General features: G+C 72.3%; 15 protein-coding genes and 1 pseudogene. 8 read left to right on the forward strand and 8 right to left on the reverse strand.

Annotated elements, in window-relative coordinates:
• Positions 1-65: 65 nt before the first annotated feature.
• Positions 66-1,010 carry an RNA polymerase sigma factor SigJ gene (gene sigJ / locus QP939_RS45955; protein WP_285453129.1) on the reverse strand — a complete coding sequence of 315 codons (945 nt, stop codon included), beginning with the start codon at positions 1,008-1,010 and terminating at the stop codon, positions 66-68.
• Between the two features lie 76 nt (positions 1,011-1,086).
• Between sigJ and QP939_RS45960 the strand changes: the two genes are divergently transcribed.
• The 3 genes and pseudogenes from QP939_RS45960 to QP939_RS52350 all read left to right on the forward strand — a co-directional run bounded on the left by QP939_RS45960 (position 1,087) and on the right by QP939_RS52350 (position 2,838).
• The gene (locus QP939_RS45960) at positions 1,087-1,668 is read left to right on the forward strand and encodes a TetR/AcrR family transcriptional regulator (RefSeq protein ID WP_285453130.1); all 582 of its coding nucleotides are present in this window, start codon (positions 1,087-1,089) and stop codon (positions 1,666-1,668) included.
• An 11-nt stretch (positions 1,669-1,679) separates the two neighbouring features.
• A pseudogene (locus QP939_RS52345) lies at positions 1,680-2,363 on the forward strand (oxidoreductase); the annotation flags it as partial.
• A gap of 85 nt (positions 2,364-2,448) precedes the next feature.
• Positions 2,449-2,838, forward strand: coding sequence for a hypothetical protein (locus tag QP939_RS52350; protein ID WP_434219611.1), 390 nt, complete (start codon positions 2,449-2,451; stop codon positions 2,836-2,838).
• Here the strand turns inward: QP939_RS52350 and QP939_RS45970 are convergent.
• Positions 2,835-3,764, reverse strand: coding sequence for an AraC family transcriptional regulator (locus QP939_RS45970; RefSeq protein ID WP_285453131.1), 930 nt, complete (start codon positions 3,762-3,764; stop codon positions 2,835-2,837). The two genes, QP939_RS52350 and QP939_RS45970, sit on opposite strands and share 4 nt — an antisense overlap.
• Positions 3,765-3,837: 73 nt before the next feature.
• On the opposite strand from QP939_RS45970, the gene QP939_RS45975 reads away from it, so the two are divergent.
• The gene (locus QP939_RS45975) at positions 3,838-5,223 is read left to right on the forward strand and encodes an FAD-dependent oxidoreductase (RefSeq protein ID WP_285453132.1); all 1,386 of its coding nucleotides are present in this window, start codon (positions 3,838-3,840) and stop codon (positions 5,221-5,223) included.
• Here the strand turns inward: QP939_RS45975 and QP939_RS45980 are convergent.
• The gene (locus QP939_RS45980; RefSeq protein WP_285453133.1) at positions 5,220-6,062 is read right to left on the reverse strand and encodes a helix-turn-helix transcriptional regulator; all 843 of its coding nucleotides are present in this window, start codon (positions 6,060-6,062) and stop codon (positions 5,220-5,222) included. The two genes, QP939_RS45975 and QP939_RS45980, sit on opposite strands and share 4 nt — an antisense overlap.
• Positions 6,063-6,175: 113 nt before the next feature.
• Here QP939_RS45980 and QP939_RS45985 point away from each other — a divergent pair, with 113 nt between their 5' ends.
• Entirely contained in the window at positions 6,176-7,240 is a 1,065-nt protein-coding gene (locus QP939_RS45985; RefSeq protein ID WP_285453134.1) for an aldo/keto reductase, read from the forward strand.
• A 34-nt stretch (positions 7,241-7,274) separates the two neighbouring features.
• Here the strand turns inward: QP939_RS45985 and QP939_RS45990 are convergent, their stop codons facing one another.
• Complete coding sequence (locus tag QP939_RS45990) at positions 7,275-7,943, reverse strand: TetR/AcrR family transcriptional regulator (RefSeq protein WP_285453135.1); 669 nt, start codon at positions 7,941-7,943, stop codon at positions 7,275-7,277.
• 123 nt (positions 7,944-8,066) lie between these two features.
• On the opposite strand from QP939_RS45990, the gene QP939_RS45995 reads away from it, so the two are divergent.
• Positions 8,067-8,918: a 3-hydroxybutyryl-CoA dehydrogenase gene (locus QP939_RS45995; protein WP_331659082.1), complete on the forward strand. Its 852-nt coding sequence runs from the start codon at positions 8,067-8,069 to the stop codon at positions 8,916-8,918.
• 456 nt (positions 8,919-9,374) lie between these two features.
• On the opposite strand, the gene QP939_RS46000 is transcribed toward QP939_RS45995, so the two are convergent.
• Positions 9,375-10,157 (reverse strand): IclR family transcriptional regulator, encoded by a 783-nt coding sequence (locus QP939_RS46000; RefSeq protein ID WP_285453137.1) that lies wholly within the window; start codon positions 10,155-10,157, stop codon positions 9,375-9,377.
• A 105-nt stretch (positions 10,158-10,262) separates the two neighbouring features.
• On the opposite strand from QP939_RS46000, the gene QP939_RS46005 reads away from it, so the two are divergent.
• Positions 10,263-11,033, forward strand: coding sequence for a CoA transferase subunit A (locus QP939_RS46005; protein ID WP_331659080.1), 771 nt, complete (start codon positions 10,263-10,265; stop codon positions 11,031-11,033).
• A 1-nt stretch (position 11,034) separates the two neighbouring features.
• A complete protein-coding gene (locus tag QP939_RS46010) occupies positions 11,035-11,667 on the forward strand; it encodes a 3-oxoacid CoA-transferase subunit B (RefSeq protein WP_285453139.1) in 633 nt (210 codons plus the stop codon).
• Between the two features lie 61 nt (positions 11,668-11,728).
• On the opposite strand, the gene QP939_RS46015 is transcribed toward QP939_RS46010, so the two are convergent.
• The 3 genes from QP939_RS46015 to QP939_RS46025 form a co-directional block, all read right to left on the reverse strand.
• Positions 11,729-12,382, reverse strand: coding sequence for an alpha/beta hydrolase (locus QP939_RS46015; protein ID WP_285453140.1), 654 nt, complete (start codon positions 12,380-12,382; stop codon positions 11,729-11,731).
• Between the two features lie 128 nt (positions 12,383-12,510).
• Positions 12,511-13,929, reverse strand: a complete 1,419-nt coding sequence (locus QP939_RS46020) for a dihydrolipoyl dehydrogenase family protein (RefSeq protein ID WP_285453141.1) — start codon at positions 13,927-13,929, stop codon at positions 12,511-12,513.
• 1 nt (position 13,930) lies between these two features.
• On the reverse strand, positions 13,931-14,494 hold the full coding sequence (locus tag QP939_RS46025; RefSeq protein WP_285453142.1) for a hypothetical protein: 564 nt from the start codon (positions 14,492-14,494) through the stop codon (positions 13,931-13,933).
• Positions 14,495-14,577 lie beyond the last annotated feature (83 nt).

Genomic DNA, 14,577 nt, shown 5'->3' on the forward strand with positions numbered 1-14,577 from the left:
CTGGGGTGTCGCTCCCTGAACCGGGCAGCGGCACGAAACCTGACAGGAGTGCGGTGTGATCCGGGTCACCAGGTGACGGCGAGCGGCTCCCCGTGCTCGGCGGTGCCCCACCGGCTCGCCACGCGCTCGAGCTTGGCCGGGTTCACCTGCGCGTGGACGGCCGCGATGCCGTCGGTGGTCACGTCCAGCGAAATCACGCCGACGACCCGGTCCCCCACCACCAGCACCAGCGCGGGCACGCCGTTGCTGACGTCGGCGAACAGGTCGGGCTTGCCGCCGATCAGGTCCCACTTCGCTTCGCTGGGCTGGAACAGCCCGCGCAGGAACCTCGCCACGCGCACCGTGCCGGTGATCGGCCGCGGCAGCGAGAAGAGCACGCCGCCGCCGTCGCCCACGCTGGTCGCGTCGTCGGCCAGCAGCTTCACCAGCGAGTCGGTGCGGCCGCTGAGCGCCGCGGCGAGGAACTCCTCGACGATCTTGCGGGCCGCGCCCGCGTCGACCGGCACCCGGCGCCGGTCGGTGGCCAGGTGCTGCTTGGCGCGCCGGTAGAGCTGCTGGCAGTTCGCCTCGGTCAGGTCGAGCACCTCGGCGATCTCGCCGTGGGCGTACCCGAACGCCTCCCGCAGCACGTAGACGACGCGTTCCTTGGCCGAAAGCCGTTCCATCAGCGTCAGCATCGCGATCGAGACCGATTCCCGCTGCTCGACGGTGTCCGACGGGCCGAGCATCCGGTCGCCGGCGAGGACGGGCTCGGGCAGCCACTGGCCCACGTAGGTTTCCCGCTTGGCCCGCGCGGAGGTGAGGCGGGTGAGGCAGAGGTTGGTGAGCACCTTCGTCAGCCACGCCTCGGGAATTTCGATGTGCGCGCGGTCGGCGGACTGCCAGCGCAGGAACGTGTCCTGCACGGCGTCCTCGGCGTCGGTCGCCGACCCCAGCAGGCGGTACGCGATCGCCTCCAACCGCGCCCTGGCCCCCTCGAACACCTCGATCTCGTGCGCTCCCACCAGCATGCTGCCAAGCTAACACTCCCAACATTGATTGAATCATCGCTTGAACGTCGGCGCGCGCGGTGGTCTACTCGGGTGCGTGAAGGTGGACTCGACCCGCGACCGGCTGCTGACCGCGGCGGAAGGGCTGCTGCTGTCAGCCGACTACGACAGCGTGTCCGTCCGCGCGGTCTGCGCGGCGGCCAAGCTCAACCCGGCCGCCGTCCACTACCACTTCGGCTCGAAGGAAGCCCTGGTCGCGGCGATGCTGGAGGACCGGCTCGCCCCGGTCTGGCGCGACCTGCTCGACGACGTCGACCGCCGGCGGCGGCAGGGTTGGGTGCCCGCCGCGGCGGATCTCGTCGACGCCGTCCTGGAACCGCTGGCCGGGCTGGCCGCCGACCCGGTCGGCTGCCTCCGGCTGCACCTGCTCGCCCGGGTGCTGCTCTCGGGGCAGCGGCTGCACTGGCAGTCCCCGTGGTTCAGCCTCGACCCGTGGGTCGAGCTGCTGCGCGACGCCCGCCCCGACCTGACCCGCGAGCAGGCCGCGCACCGCTGGACCCTCGCGTTCCAGTTGCTGCTGCAGGTGTTCGGCACCCCGGCCGCCCCCGCGCCCCGCACGCCGCGGATCCCGGCCGAGGCCGTGCGAGCGTTCGTCGTCGCCGGGCTGGACGCGCCGTGACCCCGCCCGATGTGTTCGCCCCCGCCCGGCTGGGCCCGCTCCGGCTGCGCAACCGCGTCATCAAGGCCGCCACCTTCGAAGGCGTGACGCCGGACGCACTCGTCACCGACGAGCTGATCGAGTACCACCGGCGGCCCGCGCGCGGCGGGGTCGGGATGACGACCCTCGCCTACTGCGCGGTGTCCCCGGAGGGCCGCACGGACCGCCACCAGATCTGGATGCGGCCCGAGGCGGTGCCGGGCCTGCGCCGGTTCACCGACGCCGTCCACGACGAGGGCGCGGCGGCCTGCGCGCAGATCGGGCACGCCGGCCCGGTGGCGAACGCGGCGTCCAACCGGCTGCCCGCGCTGTCGCCGTCCCGCCGGTTCAGCCCGCTGGGGATGCGGCCGACGCGGGCCGCCACGGCCGCGGACCTGGACCGGATCGTCGCGGCGCACGCGACCGCGGCCCGCACCGCCCTGGAGTCCGGGTTCGACGCCGTGGAAATCCACTTCGGACACAACTACCTCGTCAGCGCGTTCCTCAGCCCGCGGCTCAACCACCGCACCGACGCCTACGGCGGCAGCCTCGCCCACCGCGCCCGGCTGGCGCGCGCGGTCGCCCGCGCGGTCCGCGACGCGGTCGGCGACCGCCTCGCGATCACCGCCAAGCTCAACATGGACGACGGCGTGCCCGGCGGTTTCTGGCTGGACGAAAGCATCCAGGTCGCGCAGTGGCTGGAAGAAGACGGCACGGTCGACGCGCTGGAAGCTCACCGCGGGCAGCTCGCTGCTCAACCCGATGTACCTGTTCACCGGCGACGCGCCGGTCCGCGAGTTCGCCGCCGCGTTCCCCCAGCCGGCCCGGCTGGGCCTGCGCCTGGGCGGCCGGTTCTTCCTGCACGAGTACCCGTACCGCGAGGCCTACCTGCTCGATCGCGCCCGCCAGTTCCGCGCCGCGCTGCGGCTGCCGCTGATCCTGCTCGGCGGGATCACCACGGTGGAGACGATGGAGCTGGCGATGGCGGAGGGGTTCGCGTTCGTCGCGCTGGCCCGCGCGCTGCTGCGCGAACCCGACCTCGTCCGGCGCATGGAAGCGGACCGGAGCGTCCGGTCGCTGTGCGTCCACTGCAACCGCTGCATGCCCACCATCTACCGCGGCACGCACTGCGTCCTGGCCGAACGCCCCTAGGAGCCCGGGCCGCCGATGTTCGCGCGCCGGAACCGGGCCGGGGTCACGCCGAGCTCGGCCTTGAACGCCCGCGAGAACGCCGATTCGGACTGGTACCCGACGCGGGCCGCGACCGTCCCGACCGTCGCGTCCGTCGAGGCGAGCAGGTCGGCCGCGGCCATCAGCCGGGCCCGCGCGAGGAACGCCCCGACGGTCGTGCCCGTGTGCCGGGTGAAGTGGCGCAGGAACGTCGCGCGCGACATGCGTGCCGCCCGGCTGAGCCGCTCGATCGTCCAGCTCTCCCCCGGTTCGTGCAGCATCGCCTCGACCGCCTCGGCGATGCGCTCGTCGGCGGCCGCGGTCCAGAGCGTGGCTTTCGTGGCCTCACCGCGCGAGGTCCGCAGCACCATCGCCAGGAGCACAGTGGACAGTGACGCGAGGATCGCCGCGGTGCCCTCGCCCTCCCGCTCGGCTTCCCGGCGCATGAGGGCGCTCAGCATGCGCAGCACCTCGTCGCTTTCGGCCGACTGCCCGAACGAGACGTGCACCGGGTCGGGCAGGCTGCGGAAGAGCAGCCGCCCCGCGCCCGTGTCGAACGTGTAGTGCCCGCAGAACAGGTCGATGACCGGCGGACCGGCGTCCCCCGCGGACCGGGTGCCGATGAGCACCTCGCCCGGCGCCGATTCGATGCCGCGCTTGCGGCCCCGCCCCGGCGTCGTCACCCGGTGCGGCCTCCCGCCGGGCACGATCACGATGTCGCCCGCCCGCAGGTCCAGCACGGTCTTGCCCACCTGGAACGTGCATTCGCCCTCGAGCAGCACGTGGAACGGGGCCTCCCGCTCCGCCGGCGCGGCGACGTCCATCCGCGTCGCGCCGCCCAGCAGGCACCTCCGGTCCACCCGCGCGCCCAGCCGCGCCATGCGCAGCAACCGGCTGATCGAGTCCATGGTGATACTTTAGAGCAGGAAATCGAGCTGCAGACGCCTGTCCGTACCAAGCCCGGGTGGACAGACTCGGGGCATGACCATCACAGCGCTCACCGCGGACGTGCTCGTCGTCGGCTTCGGCAAGGGCGGCAAGACCGCCGCCCACGTGCTCGCCGACGCGGGCAAACGGGTCGTCTTGATCGAGCGGTCCGAAAACATGTACGGCGGTACCTGCCCCAACATCGGCTGCGTCCCGACGAAGATGCTCGTGCACTACTCCGGCGCGAAACGGCTCGCCGACGACGCCCAGGAGTACTTCGCCCGGTCCACGGCCGGGGTGCGGGCGCTCACGGCCGCCTTCCGCGCGGGCAACTTCGAAGCCCTCGACGGCAAGGACACCGCCACGGTCCTCACCGGGACGGCGAGCTTCGTCGACCCGCACACCGTCGCCGTCGGCGAGGGCGACGACCGGATCACCGTCACCGCGCCGACCATCCTCGTCAACACCGGATCCGAGCCGGTCCTGCCCGCCATCCCGGGCCTGGCCGCGAGCCCGCACCTGGTGACCAGCACCGAGCTCACCAAGACCTCGAACCTGCCCGAGCGGCTCGTGGTCCTGGGCGGCGGCTACCAGGGACTCGAGTTCGCCGCGATCTACCGGCACTTCGGCACGCACGTCACGGTCCTCGAGGCGGCGGATCGCCTGCTGCCACGCGAAGACGAGGACATCGCCGAGGCGGTCGCGGAGATCCTGCGCGGCGACGGCGTCACCATCGTCACCGGCGCGAAGGTCACCGAAGTCCGCGACAACGGCGCGACGTCGACGGTGGTCTACGAGAAGGACGGCGAGCCGCAGTCGGTCGAGGCGAGCGCGGTGCTGCCCGCGACCGGCCGCCGCGCGGTGACCGCCGGACTGCGCCTCGACGCGGCGGGCGTCCGGACGACCCCGGGCGGGGCCATCGAGGTCGACGAGTACCTGCGCACGAGCCAGCCCGACATCTACGCGCTCGGCGACGTCAACGGCGGCGAGCAGTTCACCTACATCTCCCTCGACGACGCCCGCATCGTCCTCGACCAGCTGCTGGGCCGTGGCAAACGCACCACGACCGACCGCCGGGCCGTCCCGCACACGCTGTTCGTCACGCCCCCGCTGGCCACGGTCGGGCTGACCGAGACCCAGGCCCGCGCCCAAGGCCGGAACATCAAGGTGGCGCGGGAAAAGGTCGCCGACATCATCGCGATGCCCCGGGCGTACACGGTCGAAGAGACCCGCGGCGTCATGAAGTTCATCGTGGACGCCGACACCGACCTCATCCTCGGCGCGGCCCTGCTGAGCATCGACGCGCAGGAAGTGATCAACACCGTGGCGCTGGCCATGCGGCACAACATCACCGCGACCGAGCTCCGCGACGCGATCTACACGCACCCCAGCACCACGGAAGCCTTCAACGAGGTCTTCGACAAGGTGGTCTCGGCTTAGGCGTCGGGCGGGCGGCACACGCGGGCCAGCGCCGAGCGGCTCGCGTCGTCCGCGCCGCGGTAGATCAGCAGCCGCAGGTCCGGGTCCTGAACGGGCGTGAGGGTCTCGAACTGCAGCGTGAGGACGCCGACGTCGGGGTGCCGCACCTCCTTGAGCCCGCGGCCGTTGAGCTTGACGGTCCGCTCGGCCCACAGCCGCGCGAATTCTTCGTCGTGGGCGGTGCATTCGGCGATGAGGTCGGTCAGCGCCTCGTCCTCCGGGTGCGCCGCCCACGCGGCGCGCAGGTGCGCGATCCCTTCCCGGACCACGCGTTCGCGGTCGACGTAGAAGTCGCGCATCCGCGGGTGCAGCAAGCACAGCCACATCGCGTTGCGCCGCGACGGCGGCAGCGTGGCGAAATCCGCCAGCAGCCGCTCGATTTCGGCGTTCCAGGCCAGGATGTCGTAGCGGTGGTTCATCAGCATGGCCGGCAACGGCGCCAGGTCGGCCACGAGCTGGGCCAGCGGCGGCGCGGCCGTGGTGGCGGGCTTGTCGACGGTGCGCGGGCGCTGCCCGGCCAGGCCGAAGAGGTACGCGCGTTCGTCGGGGGCCAGGCGCAGCGCCCGCGCGAGGGACTCGACGACGTCCGCCGACGGCCGCAGCCCGCGGGCCTGCTCCAGCCGCACGACGTAGTCGACGCTGATCCCGGCCAGCTCGGCGACCTCTTCGCGGCGCAGCCCCGGGGTCCGCCGGGCCTGCCGGCGCGCGGGCAGGCCGAAGTCACGGGGATCCAGGCGTTCCCGCCGCGTTCGCAGGAAGGCGGCCAGCTCCTGGGCCACGTCCACGGTGCCGGTGATCATGTCCGGTCCAACAGCCCGGGTGGGACTCGTGTTCCCAGGAAGTTCCTTCCCTTACCCCCGGCTCGTGGCGGTCGCAGGCTGGTGCCCGACGATCACGAGCACAGGAGGACACGATGGCGCTCACCCTCGACACCTACCGGCTGCTGGGCCGCTCGGGGCTGCGGGTCTCCCCGCTGGCCCTGGGCACGGCGACCTTCGGCACCGAGTGGGGCTGGGGCATCGGGCCGGAGGAGGCGCGCAAGCTGTTCGACACCTACGTCGACCGCGGCGGCAATTTCATCGACACGGCGAGCACGTACACTGGCGGCAGCTCCGAGCGCATGCTGGGCGAATTCACCCGCGACCGCCGCGAAAGCCTGGTGCTGGCGACCAAGTACACGACGCTGCGCCGCCCCGGCGACCCGAACTCCGGGGGCGCGCACCGCAAAAGCCTGGTCACGTCGGTGGAAGCCAGCCTGCGCCGGCTGAACACGGACTATATCGATCTGCTCTTCCTGCACGTGTGGGACTTCGCGACGCCGGTCGAGGAGACCCTGCGCGCCCTGGACGACCTGGTCCGCCAGGGCAAGCTCCTGTACGTGGCGATGTCCAGCGCCCCGGCGTGGGAGATCTCGCGCATGCAGGCGATCGCCGACCTGCGCGGCTGGTCGCCGCTGGTCGCGCTGCAGGTCGAATACAGCCTCATCACCCGGGACGCGGAACGCGACCTGATCCCGATGGCCCGGGCGATGGGTCTCGGCGTCACGCCGTTCTCACCGCTGGGCGGCGGCGTGCTGTCCGGCAAGTACCGCCGCGCCGACCTGACCGCGCCGGACGCCGGCTCCGAGGAAAGCAACCGCAAGAGCTTCAACGCCGCTCTGGGCATGGTCACCGAACGCACCCTGGCCATCGCCGACGTCGTCCGGGAGATCGCCGAGGAGGGCGGCCACACCCCCGCCCAGGTCGCACTCGCGTGGACCCTGCGGAACCCGGGCGTGACCGCCCCCGTCGTCGGCGCCCGCACCCCCGATCAGCTGCTCGGGAACCTGGGGGCACTGGCGGTCGAGTTCACCGACGATCAGCTGGCCCGCCTCGACGAGGTCAGCGCGATCGACCTCGGCTACCCGCACGCGATGCTGGCGAGCGACCACATCCGCACGGTGACCGCGGGCGACCTGAAGGTCGAGCCCCGCCGCTGAGCGTCTCGGACCCTCGCGAAGCCCGGCGGCCGGATCACCCCGGCGCGGCGCCGTCCGCCGGTGCCCCGAGGATGCGCTTGAGATCGGGCAGCACGGCGTCGAGGTCCTGCTTCGTCCGGAAGACCACAATGGACGCTTCGCCGTCGTCGGCGCGGGTGAACAGGCCGACGGTTTCCGCCATCGCCGCGTCGAACTCCTCCTCCGGGGCGCTCGACTGCCCGCGCAGCCACCGGCGCAGCACGTGGTTGTGGGCGGTGACGACCGCGCCCGCCATCAGCTCGGCCCGCAACGCCGTGTCCGCGCCGCCGCCCATCCATTGGTGCAGGAAGCCGCGGAAGAGCCGGTGGTACTGCTGGACTCCGGCGACTTCGCGGTCGCGCAGGGCCGGGACGCTTCGCGTCAGGCGGTACCGGGTCAGCGCGCGCTCACCCTCGGCGAGGTAGTGCCGCAGGACGAGCCGCGCCCCTTCGGTCACCGCGATCAGCGCCGTGCGGCCGGTCGAGCCGCGCAGGCGCTCGTCGATGGCCCGCAGCAGCACCTCGTGGTCCGGGAAGATCACGTCTTCTTTGGTCCGGAAGGCGCGGAAGAAGGTCGTGCGGCCGACGCCGGCGCGTTCGGTGATGTCGTCGACCGTGGTCTGGTCGTAGCCGCGCTCGGCGAACAGCGCGAAGGCGGCTTCGGTCAGGCGGTCCTTGGCCGACATGCACTCCTCCTCGCTGCCGCGGCCCAGCCTAGGGCGTGGCGGTCGTCATAGCCGGGAGCCTTCAGCTACTCGTCGGTACTCAGTACCGTTTCGATGGTACCGAGTCCCGGAGAGGTGGCGGCGATGGAACGCGTAGGCGTGGTCGGGTGCGGGCAGATGGGTGCCGGGATCGCCGAGGTGTGCGCCCGGGCCGGACTGGACGTCGTGGTCGTGGAGTCGAACCCGGCCGCCGCGGAGGCCGGCCGCCGTCGGCTCGAGACGTCGCTGGCCCGCGCGGAGAAGAAGGGCAAGATCCCGGACGCCGCCGAGGTCCTGAACCGCATCCGGGTCACCGAGTCGCTGGACGAGCTGGCCGACCGGACGCTGGTCGTCGAAGCGATCGTCGAGGACGAGGCGGTCAAGACGGACCTGTTCCGCCAGCTGGACAAGATCGTGACGGCGCCGGACGCGGTGCTGGCGTCGAACACGTCGTCGATCCCGATCATGAAGCTCGGCACGGCCACCGAGCGCCCCGCGCAGGTCGTGGGCGTGCACTTCTTCAACCCGGTGCCGGTGCTCCCGCTGGTGGAGCTGGTGCCCAGCCTGCTGACGGCGCCGACGACGGTCGACCGGGCGCGGGCGTTCGCGCAGGACGCGCTGGGCAAGCAGGCGATCCTCTGCCAGGACCGCGCGGGGTTCGTGGTGAACGCGCTGCTGATCCCGTTCATCTTGGCGGCGATCCGGATGTTCGAGTCGGGGTTCGCCACGCGCGAGGCGATCGACGAGGGTCTGGTGCGCGGCGCCGCCCACCCGCAGGGGCCGCTGGCGCTGGCCGACCTGATCGGCCTCGACACGACGAAGGCCGTCGCCGAGTCGCTGTACGAGGAGTTCAAGGAGCCGTTGTACGCGCCACCGCCGCTGCTGGCCCGCATGGTCGACGCGGGTCTGCTCGGCCGCAAGACGGGCCGCGGGTTCTACACGTACGACCGGCCATGACGGAATGCCAGTGCCTCTGCGCCCCGGCGGGCCACCGGCCGCAGATCTGCACGGGGACGGCCGAGCCGGGGAGAGCCGTTCCGCTCCCGGGGAGTCCGGCGAAGGCGTTCGTCCCGGCGTGCGGGCCGTGCCATGGTGCGGCTGTGGTGCGGGGTCCGCGGGTGCCGCCGGTTCAGCCGGTGCGGCGGTTGGACGGTCGTGATTGGGACGCCGCCGCGCTTTCGCGGCCCGGTCGGCGGTCTGCGCGGTGGCCGCAGCCGGGGCGCGCGGCGCATTAGTCAGCTGGGTGAGTGATCCGGCGGCGCGGCCGAGCGAGTGGTTCGGTGGCGCCGCCGAGCAACCCAACCTGCGCCGCGACCGGGCAGCACAACCCGCGCCGCAGCCGCCCACCCCAACCGCCACCGCACACTTCAACCCGCCACCGCCGCACCGCCCCACCCGCGCCACCACCGCGTCTCACCCGCGACCATCCGCCGCACCCCGCCCGGCGAGCGTCTCCGACAGCGCGTGCGCCTCCCGCAGCAACAACTCGCCCAGCTGCGGCAGCCGCTCCGCCGTGAACCGGTGCTCCACCCCCGTCAGCGTCAGCGCCCACCGCGGTGTCCCCGCCACGTCGAAGACCGCCGCCGCGGTGCCCCAGCTGCCCTCCACCACCAAGCCCGGGTTCACCGCGTACCCGTACCTCCGCGTCTGCGCGATGTGCCGCCGGATCTCGGCCGCCTCGTGCTGGGGGCCGTACTCCGCGGCCAGGTCCGCGCGGGCCAGGTACTCCTCGACCCGCGCGTCCGGCAGGTGCGCGAGGATCACCATCCCCGCCGACACCACCCCGAGCGGGAACCGCGCCCCCTCGTACAGCACGTGGCTGCGGATCGGGAACGCGCCGTCCTCGCGGATCAAGCACACCGTCTCCTCGCCGCGCCGGGCCGAGAAGAACGCGCTCTCCCCCGTCGCCAGCGCCAGCCGCCGGACCACCGGCATCGCCGGCTCCGTCACGTCGTAGCGGCGGGCCGCCGCCACGCCCAGCAGGTACAGCTCCGGGCCCAGCACCCAGTTGTCCGTTCCCGCCACCCGCTCCACCAGCGCCACCCCCTGCAGCGACGTCAGGAGCCGGTGCACGGTCGGGCGCGGCAGGCCCGCGTCGCGGGCGATGGCCGTCGTCGTCGCTCCGGCCGGCTCGTGGCCCGCCACCGCGCGCAACGACCGGTAGATGCGGCCGACGAGGTCCTGTGGTGCGTTCACTCAGTGAACACTACCGGCCCGGCGTCGACCGTGGAACGAACAATCCGCAGGTAAGACGCGTTCACTGGTTGACCACCCGGGTGCACGCTGCCTTGGATGACCGGCATGGACAAAGTGATCGCGTCCGCCGCCGAAGCTGTCGCGGACATCCCCGACGGCGCCACGCTCGCCGTGGGCGGGTTCGGGATGTGCGGGGTCCCCGCCGTCCTGATCGACGCCCTCTTCGCCGCCGGGACCACCGACCTCGAAGTCGTCTCGAACAACGCCGGCGTGGACGGCTGGGGCCTCGGCGTCCTGCTCGGCGCCGGTCGGCTGCGCCGCGTCGTCGCCTCCTACGTCGGGGAGAACAAGGAGTTCGCCCGCCAGTACCTGTCCGGCGAGCTCGAAGTCGAGCTGACGCCCCAGGGCACGCTCGCCGAGCGGCTGCGCGCCGGCGGCTCCGGGATCCCGGCCTTCTTCACCGCCACCGGGGTCGGCACCCAGGTCGCCGAGGGCGGCCTGCCGTGGAAGTACGACGCCGAGGGCAACGTCGCGAAGGCGAGCCCGGCCAAGCAGCGCCAGACCTTCGACGGCAAGGAGTACGTCCTCGAGCACGCGATCGTCGCCGACTTCGCGCTCGTGCGCGCGTGGCGGGGCGACCGGCACGGCAACCTCGTGTTCAAGGACTCCGCCCGCAACTTCAACCCGCCGGCCGCGATGGCCGGCCGGGTGACCATCGCCGAGGTCGAGCAGCTGGTCGAGCCCGGCGAGATCGACGCGAACGCCGTCCACCTGCCCGGCGCGTTCGTCCACCGCGTGCTGCCGCTGACCCCGGAGCAGGCCGCCGACAAGCCGATCGAGAAGCGCACCGTGCGCACCGCCGAGGAGAGTGCCTGACATGCCGTGGAACCACGCCCGGATGGCCGCCCGCGCCGCCGCCGAACTGCGCGACGGCGACTACGTCAACCTCGGCATCGGCCTGCCCACCCTGGTGCCCAACCACGTGCCGGACGACGTCGAGCTCGTGCTGCAGTCGGAAAACGGCATCCTCGGCGTCGGCCCCTACCCGGCCGAGGACGAGGTGGACCCGGACCTGATCAACGCGGGCAAGGAGACGGTGACCGTCCGCAAGGGAGCGTCCTTTTTCGACTCGACGCTGTCCTTCGGCATGATCCGCGGCGGCAAGATCGACGCCGCGATCCTCGGCGCGATGCAGGTTTCCGCGGCGGGCGACCTCGCGAACTGGATGATCCCCGGCAAGATGGTCAAGGGCATGGGCGGCGCGATGGACCTCGTCCACGGCGCGAAGAAGGTCATCGTCCTGATGGAGCACGTAGCCCGCGACGGCGGCCACAAGGTCGTCGAGGACTGCACGCTGCCCTACACCGGCCGCGGCGTGGTCCAGCGCGTCATCACCGACCTGTGCGTCCTCGACATCACCCCGGACGGCCTCCGGCTGGTCGAGCTCGCCCCCGACGTGACCCTCGACGAGGTCCGCGCGAAGTCGGGGGCGCCCATCCTGACGTCGTAGCCGGAGTCACGGGTCGCGGTGCAGGGCGGTGAGGCTGAACCCGACCCCGGCACCGGCTCGGTCACCGTGCGGCTTGCTCGATCAGCCGGGTGACCGCGTCGGGGCGGCTGAGCATGATCGCGTGGGAGCCGTCCACCTCGGTGGTCCGCGCGCCCGCCCGGCTGGTCATGAACCGCTGCACGGCGGGGTTGATCGCGTGGTCCTGGCGAGGGATGAGCGCCCAGGACGGGATGGTGCGGAAGCCCTCGGTGACACTCGGGTCGGTGACGGCCCGGGTGTCGGCGGGCCGCTGGGTGACGGCGAGGTCGGCCGCGGTGGTCGCGTCGAGGTCTCCGGCGAAGGCCGCACGGAACCCCGCCGGGTCGATGACGACCTCCGTGCCGCCGGGGACCTGGGTGGCGATCAACGGCAGCGCCGGCGTCGACCGCGCGGCGAGCTCCCCGATGGTCTCGCCGGCGGCCGGAATGAACCCGGCGATGTAGACCAGGGACTCGACCCCGGTGACGGCGGTGGCGGCGTTGGTGATGACCGCGCCGCCGTAGGAGTGCCCGACGAGCACCTTGGGTCCGTCTATTGTGGACAAGTAGCTCGTGACGTACGCGGTGTCGCTGGTCAGGCCGTGCAACGGGTTGGCGATGGCGCGCACGGGGTAGCCGTCGCGGCGCAGCCGTTCGATGACGGGGGTCCCGCCTCGCCCTCGCCGGTGTCGCGGCACTCGCCCTGCTCGCCACCACCGCACCGGCCAAAGCGGGAACGCATGACAGGTGAACCCTCTCGGGGGGAAGGAAGTGTGCCGGTGTCCCGTCCCCGGCTCGCGGCAGGACGGGGCACCGGCGCGGCGGATCAGCGGCCGTAGGCTTCGAGCAGCCGCAGCCACACCTCGCTGACCGTGGGAAAAGCCGGGACCGCGTGCCAGAGGCGGTCCAGCGGGACTTCACCGGCGACGGCGATCGTCGCCGCGTGCAGCATCTCCGCGACGTCCGGGCCGACCAGGGTGAAGCCGACGATCACCTTCCGGTCCTCGTCGACCACCATCCGGGCGTGGCCCTGGTAGCCCTCGGCGTGCAGGGAGGACCCGGCCGTGGCGGCCAGGTCGTAGTCGACGACGCGGATCCGCAGCCCGGCGGCCTCGGCGTTGGCCGCGGTCAGGCCCACCGACGCGATTTCCGGTTCGGTGAACACGACCTGCGGCACCGCGCGCTCGTCGGCGGTGGCCGCGTGACGGCCCCAGGGAGCGTCGTCGACGGGCTCACCCTTCGCGCGCGCGACGATGACGTCGCCGACGGCGCGGGCTTGGTACTTGCCTTGGTGCGTCAGCAGAACGCGCCGGTTCACGTCCCCGGTGGCGTACAGCCAGCCGTCCTCGACACCGTCGACGCGCATCGTGCCGTCGACCGTGAGCCAGGAACCCGGCTTCAACCCGACGTTGTCCAGCCCGATGTCCTGGGTGTTCGGTGTGCGGCCGATCGCGACCAGCAGCTCATCGGCCTCGATCTGCTCGCCGTCGGTGAGCGTGATGGACACCGTGCCGTCGTCGTTGCGCTTCACGGACCCAGCCTCGGCGCCGATCCGGACCGAAACCCCCTTGTCCCGCAAGGACGTCGCCACGCGCTCGCCAACGAACGGCTCCTGCAGGTGCAGCACTCCGTCCCGGGCCAGCATCGTCACCGACGACCCCAGCTCGCTGAACGCGGTCGCCATCTCCGAGGCCACCACGCCGCCGCCGATGATGGCGAGCCGTCCGGGAACTTCCTTGGCCGCCACCGTTTCCCGGCTCGTCCACGGCTTCGCGTCGCGGAGGCCGTCGATGTCCGGGACCAGCGCCCCGCTGCCGGTGGCGACGACGACCGCGTGCCGCGCGGTCAGCGTCGTGGTGACGCCGTCGGCGCCGGTAACCTCCACGACTCGGTCACCGGCGATCCGGCCGTGGCCGCGGAACAGCGGGATGCCCGCCGATTCGAGCCAGGACACCTGGCCCTCGTCGTTCCAGTTCGAGGCGAACGAGTCGCGACGGCGGAGCACCGCGGCCACGTCCAGCTCGCCCGTCACCGCTTCCCGCGCGCCGGGCACCTGCCGAGCGGCCCGCAGCGCGGCGCCGCTGCGCAGCAACGCCTTGGTCGGCATGCACGCCCAGTAGGAGCACTCACCGCCGACCAGTTCCCGCTCCACGATGGCGGCGGTCAGTCCGCCCTGCACCACGCGGTCGGCCACGTTCTCCCCGACCGGGCCCGCCCCGATGACGACGACGTCGTAGGTGGTCACGTCAGTTCCCCTTCGCGGCGCGGCCGAGCCGGATCGCCGAGACGAGGAAGAAGATCCCGCCGAGCACGGCGTAACCGGCCACACTGGACAGTGCCGGGTTCGCCGCCGAGGCGCTGATGATGAAGTTGGCACCGGCCAGCACCGAGATGCCGCCGCTGAGGATCATCGGCCACTGGCCGCCCATCTTGCGGCGGCTGACGGCGACGATCAGCTGGACCAGCCCGGCCACGATCGCCCAGGCACCCCACACCCGCAGCACCGCCGGAATACCGGACGCGGCGGCGACCCCGATCCCGATCGTGGCCAGCAGGCTGATCGCCATGTTGACGTACAGGCCGGTGACCGAGCCCCCGTTCCTGGCCGAGCGGGCGTCCACAATGGCCGATCCGACGTCGAACAGCGGGTAGAGGACGACCAGGACGACGCCGACCGCCCCCAAGCCCGACTTGGTCGTCAGGAACACCAGGACCGCCCACACGATGGCGAACGCGAACCGCACGAAGTACAACCGGCGCAGCGCCGGGGCGAACCCACCTACGGCGGGCGAGTCGACAGTAGTCACCATGATCCCTTCACAGATCCGGGCACATCCCCGGAGTAGACCGAACGTTCTATCTCATCTCAGCATGGCGACTCCTGAGCCTCTTG

The organism is Amycolatopsis nalaikhensis (assembly GCF_030264295.1).
GTDB classification, from domain to species: domain Bacteria; phylum Actinomycetota; class Actinomycetes; order Mycobacteriales; family Pseudonocardiaceae; genus Amycolatopsis; species Amycolatopsis nalaikhensis.

Bases quoted from the DNA above. Each gene is read 5' to 3' on its own strand.
- sigJ (WP_285453129.1), bottom strand. From the start codon at position 1,010: ATGCTGGTGGGAGCGCACGAGATCGAGGTGTTCGAGGGGGCCAGGGCG.
- QP939_RS52350 (WP_434219611.1), top strand. From the start codon at position 2,449: ATGTACCTGTTCACCGGCGACGCGCCGGTCCGCGAGTTCGCCGCCGCG.
- QP939_RS45970 (WP_285453131.1), bottom strand. From the start codon at position 3,764: ATGGACTCGATCAGCCGGTTGCTGCGCATGGCGCGGCTGGGCGCGCGG.
- QP939_RS45975 (WP_285453132.1), top strand. From the start codon at position 3,838: ATGACCATCACAGCGCTCACCGCGGACGTGCTCGTCGTCGGCTTCGGC.
- QP939_RS45980 (WP_285453133.1), bottom strand. From the start codon at position 6,062: ATGATCACCGGCACCGTGGACGTGGCCCAGGAGCTGGCCGCCTTCCTG.
- QP939_RS45985 (WP_285453134.1), top strand. From the start codon at position 6,176: ATGGCGCTCACCCTCGACACCTACCGGCTGCTGGGCCGCTCGGGGCTG.
- QP939_RS45990 (WP_285453135.1), bottom strand. From the start codon at position 7,943: ATGTCGGCCAAGGACCGCCTGACCGAAGCCGCCTTCGCGCTGTTCGCC.
- QP939_RS45995 (WP_331659082.1), top strand. From the start codon at position 8,067: ATGGAACGCGTAGGCGTGGTCGGGTGCGGGCAGATGGGTGCCGGGATC.
- QP939_RS46005 (WP_331659080.1), top strand. From the start codon at position 10,263: ATGGACAAAGTGATCGCGTCCGCCGCCGAAGCTGTCGCGGACATCCCC.
- QP939_RS46010 (WP_285453139.1), top strand. From the start codon at position 11,035: ATGCCGTGGAACCACGCCCGGATGGCCGCCCGCGCCGCCGCCGAACTG.
- QP939_RS46025 (WP_285453142.1), bottom strand. From the start codon at position 14,494: ATGGTGACTACTGTCGACTCGCCCGCCGTAGGTGGGTTCGCCCCGGCG.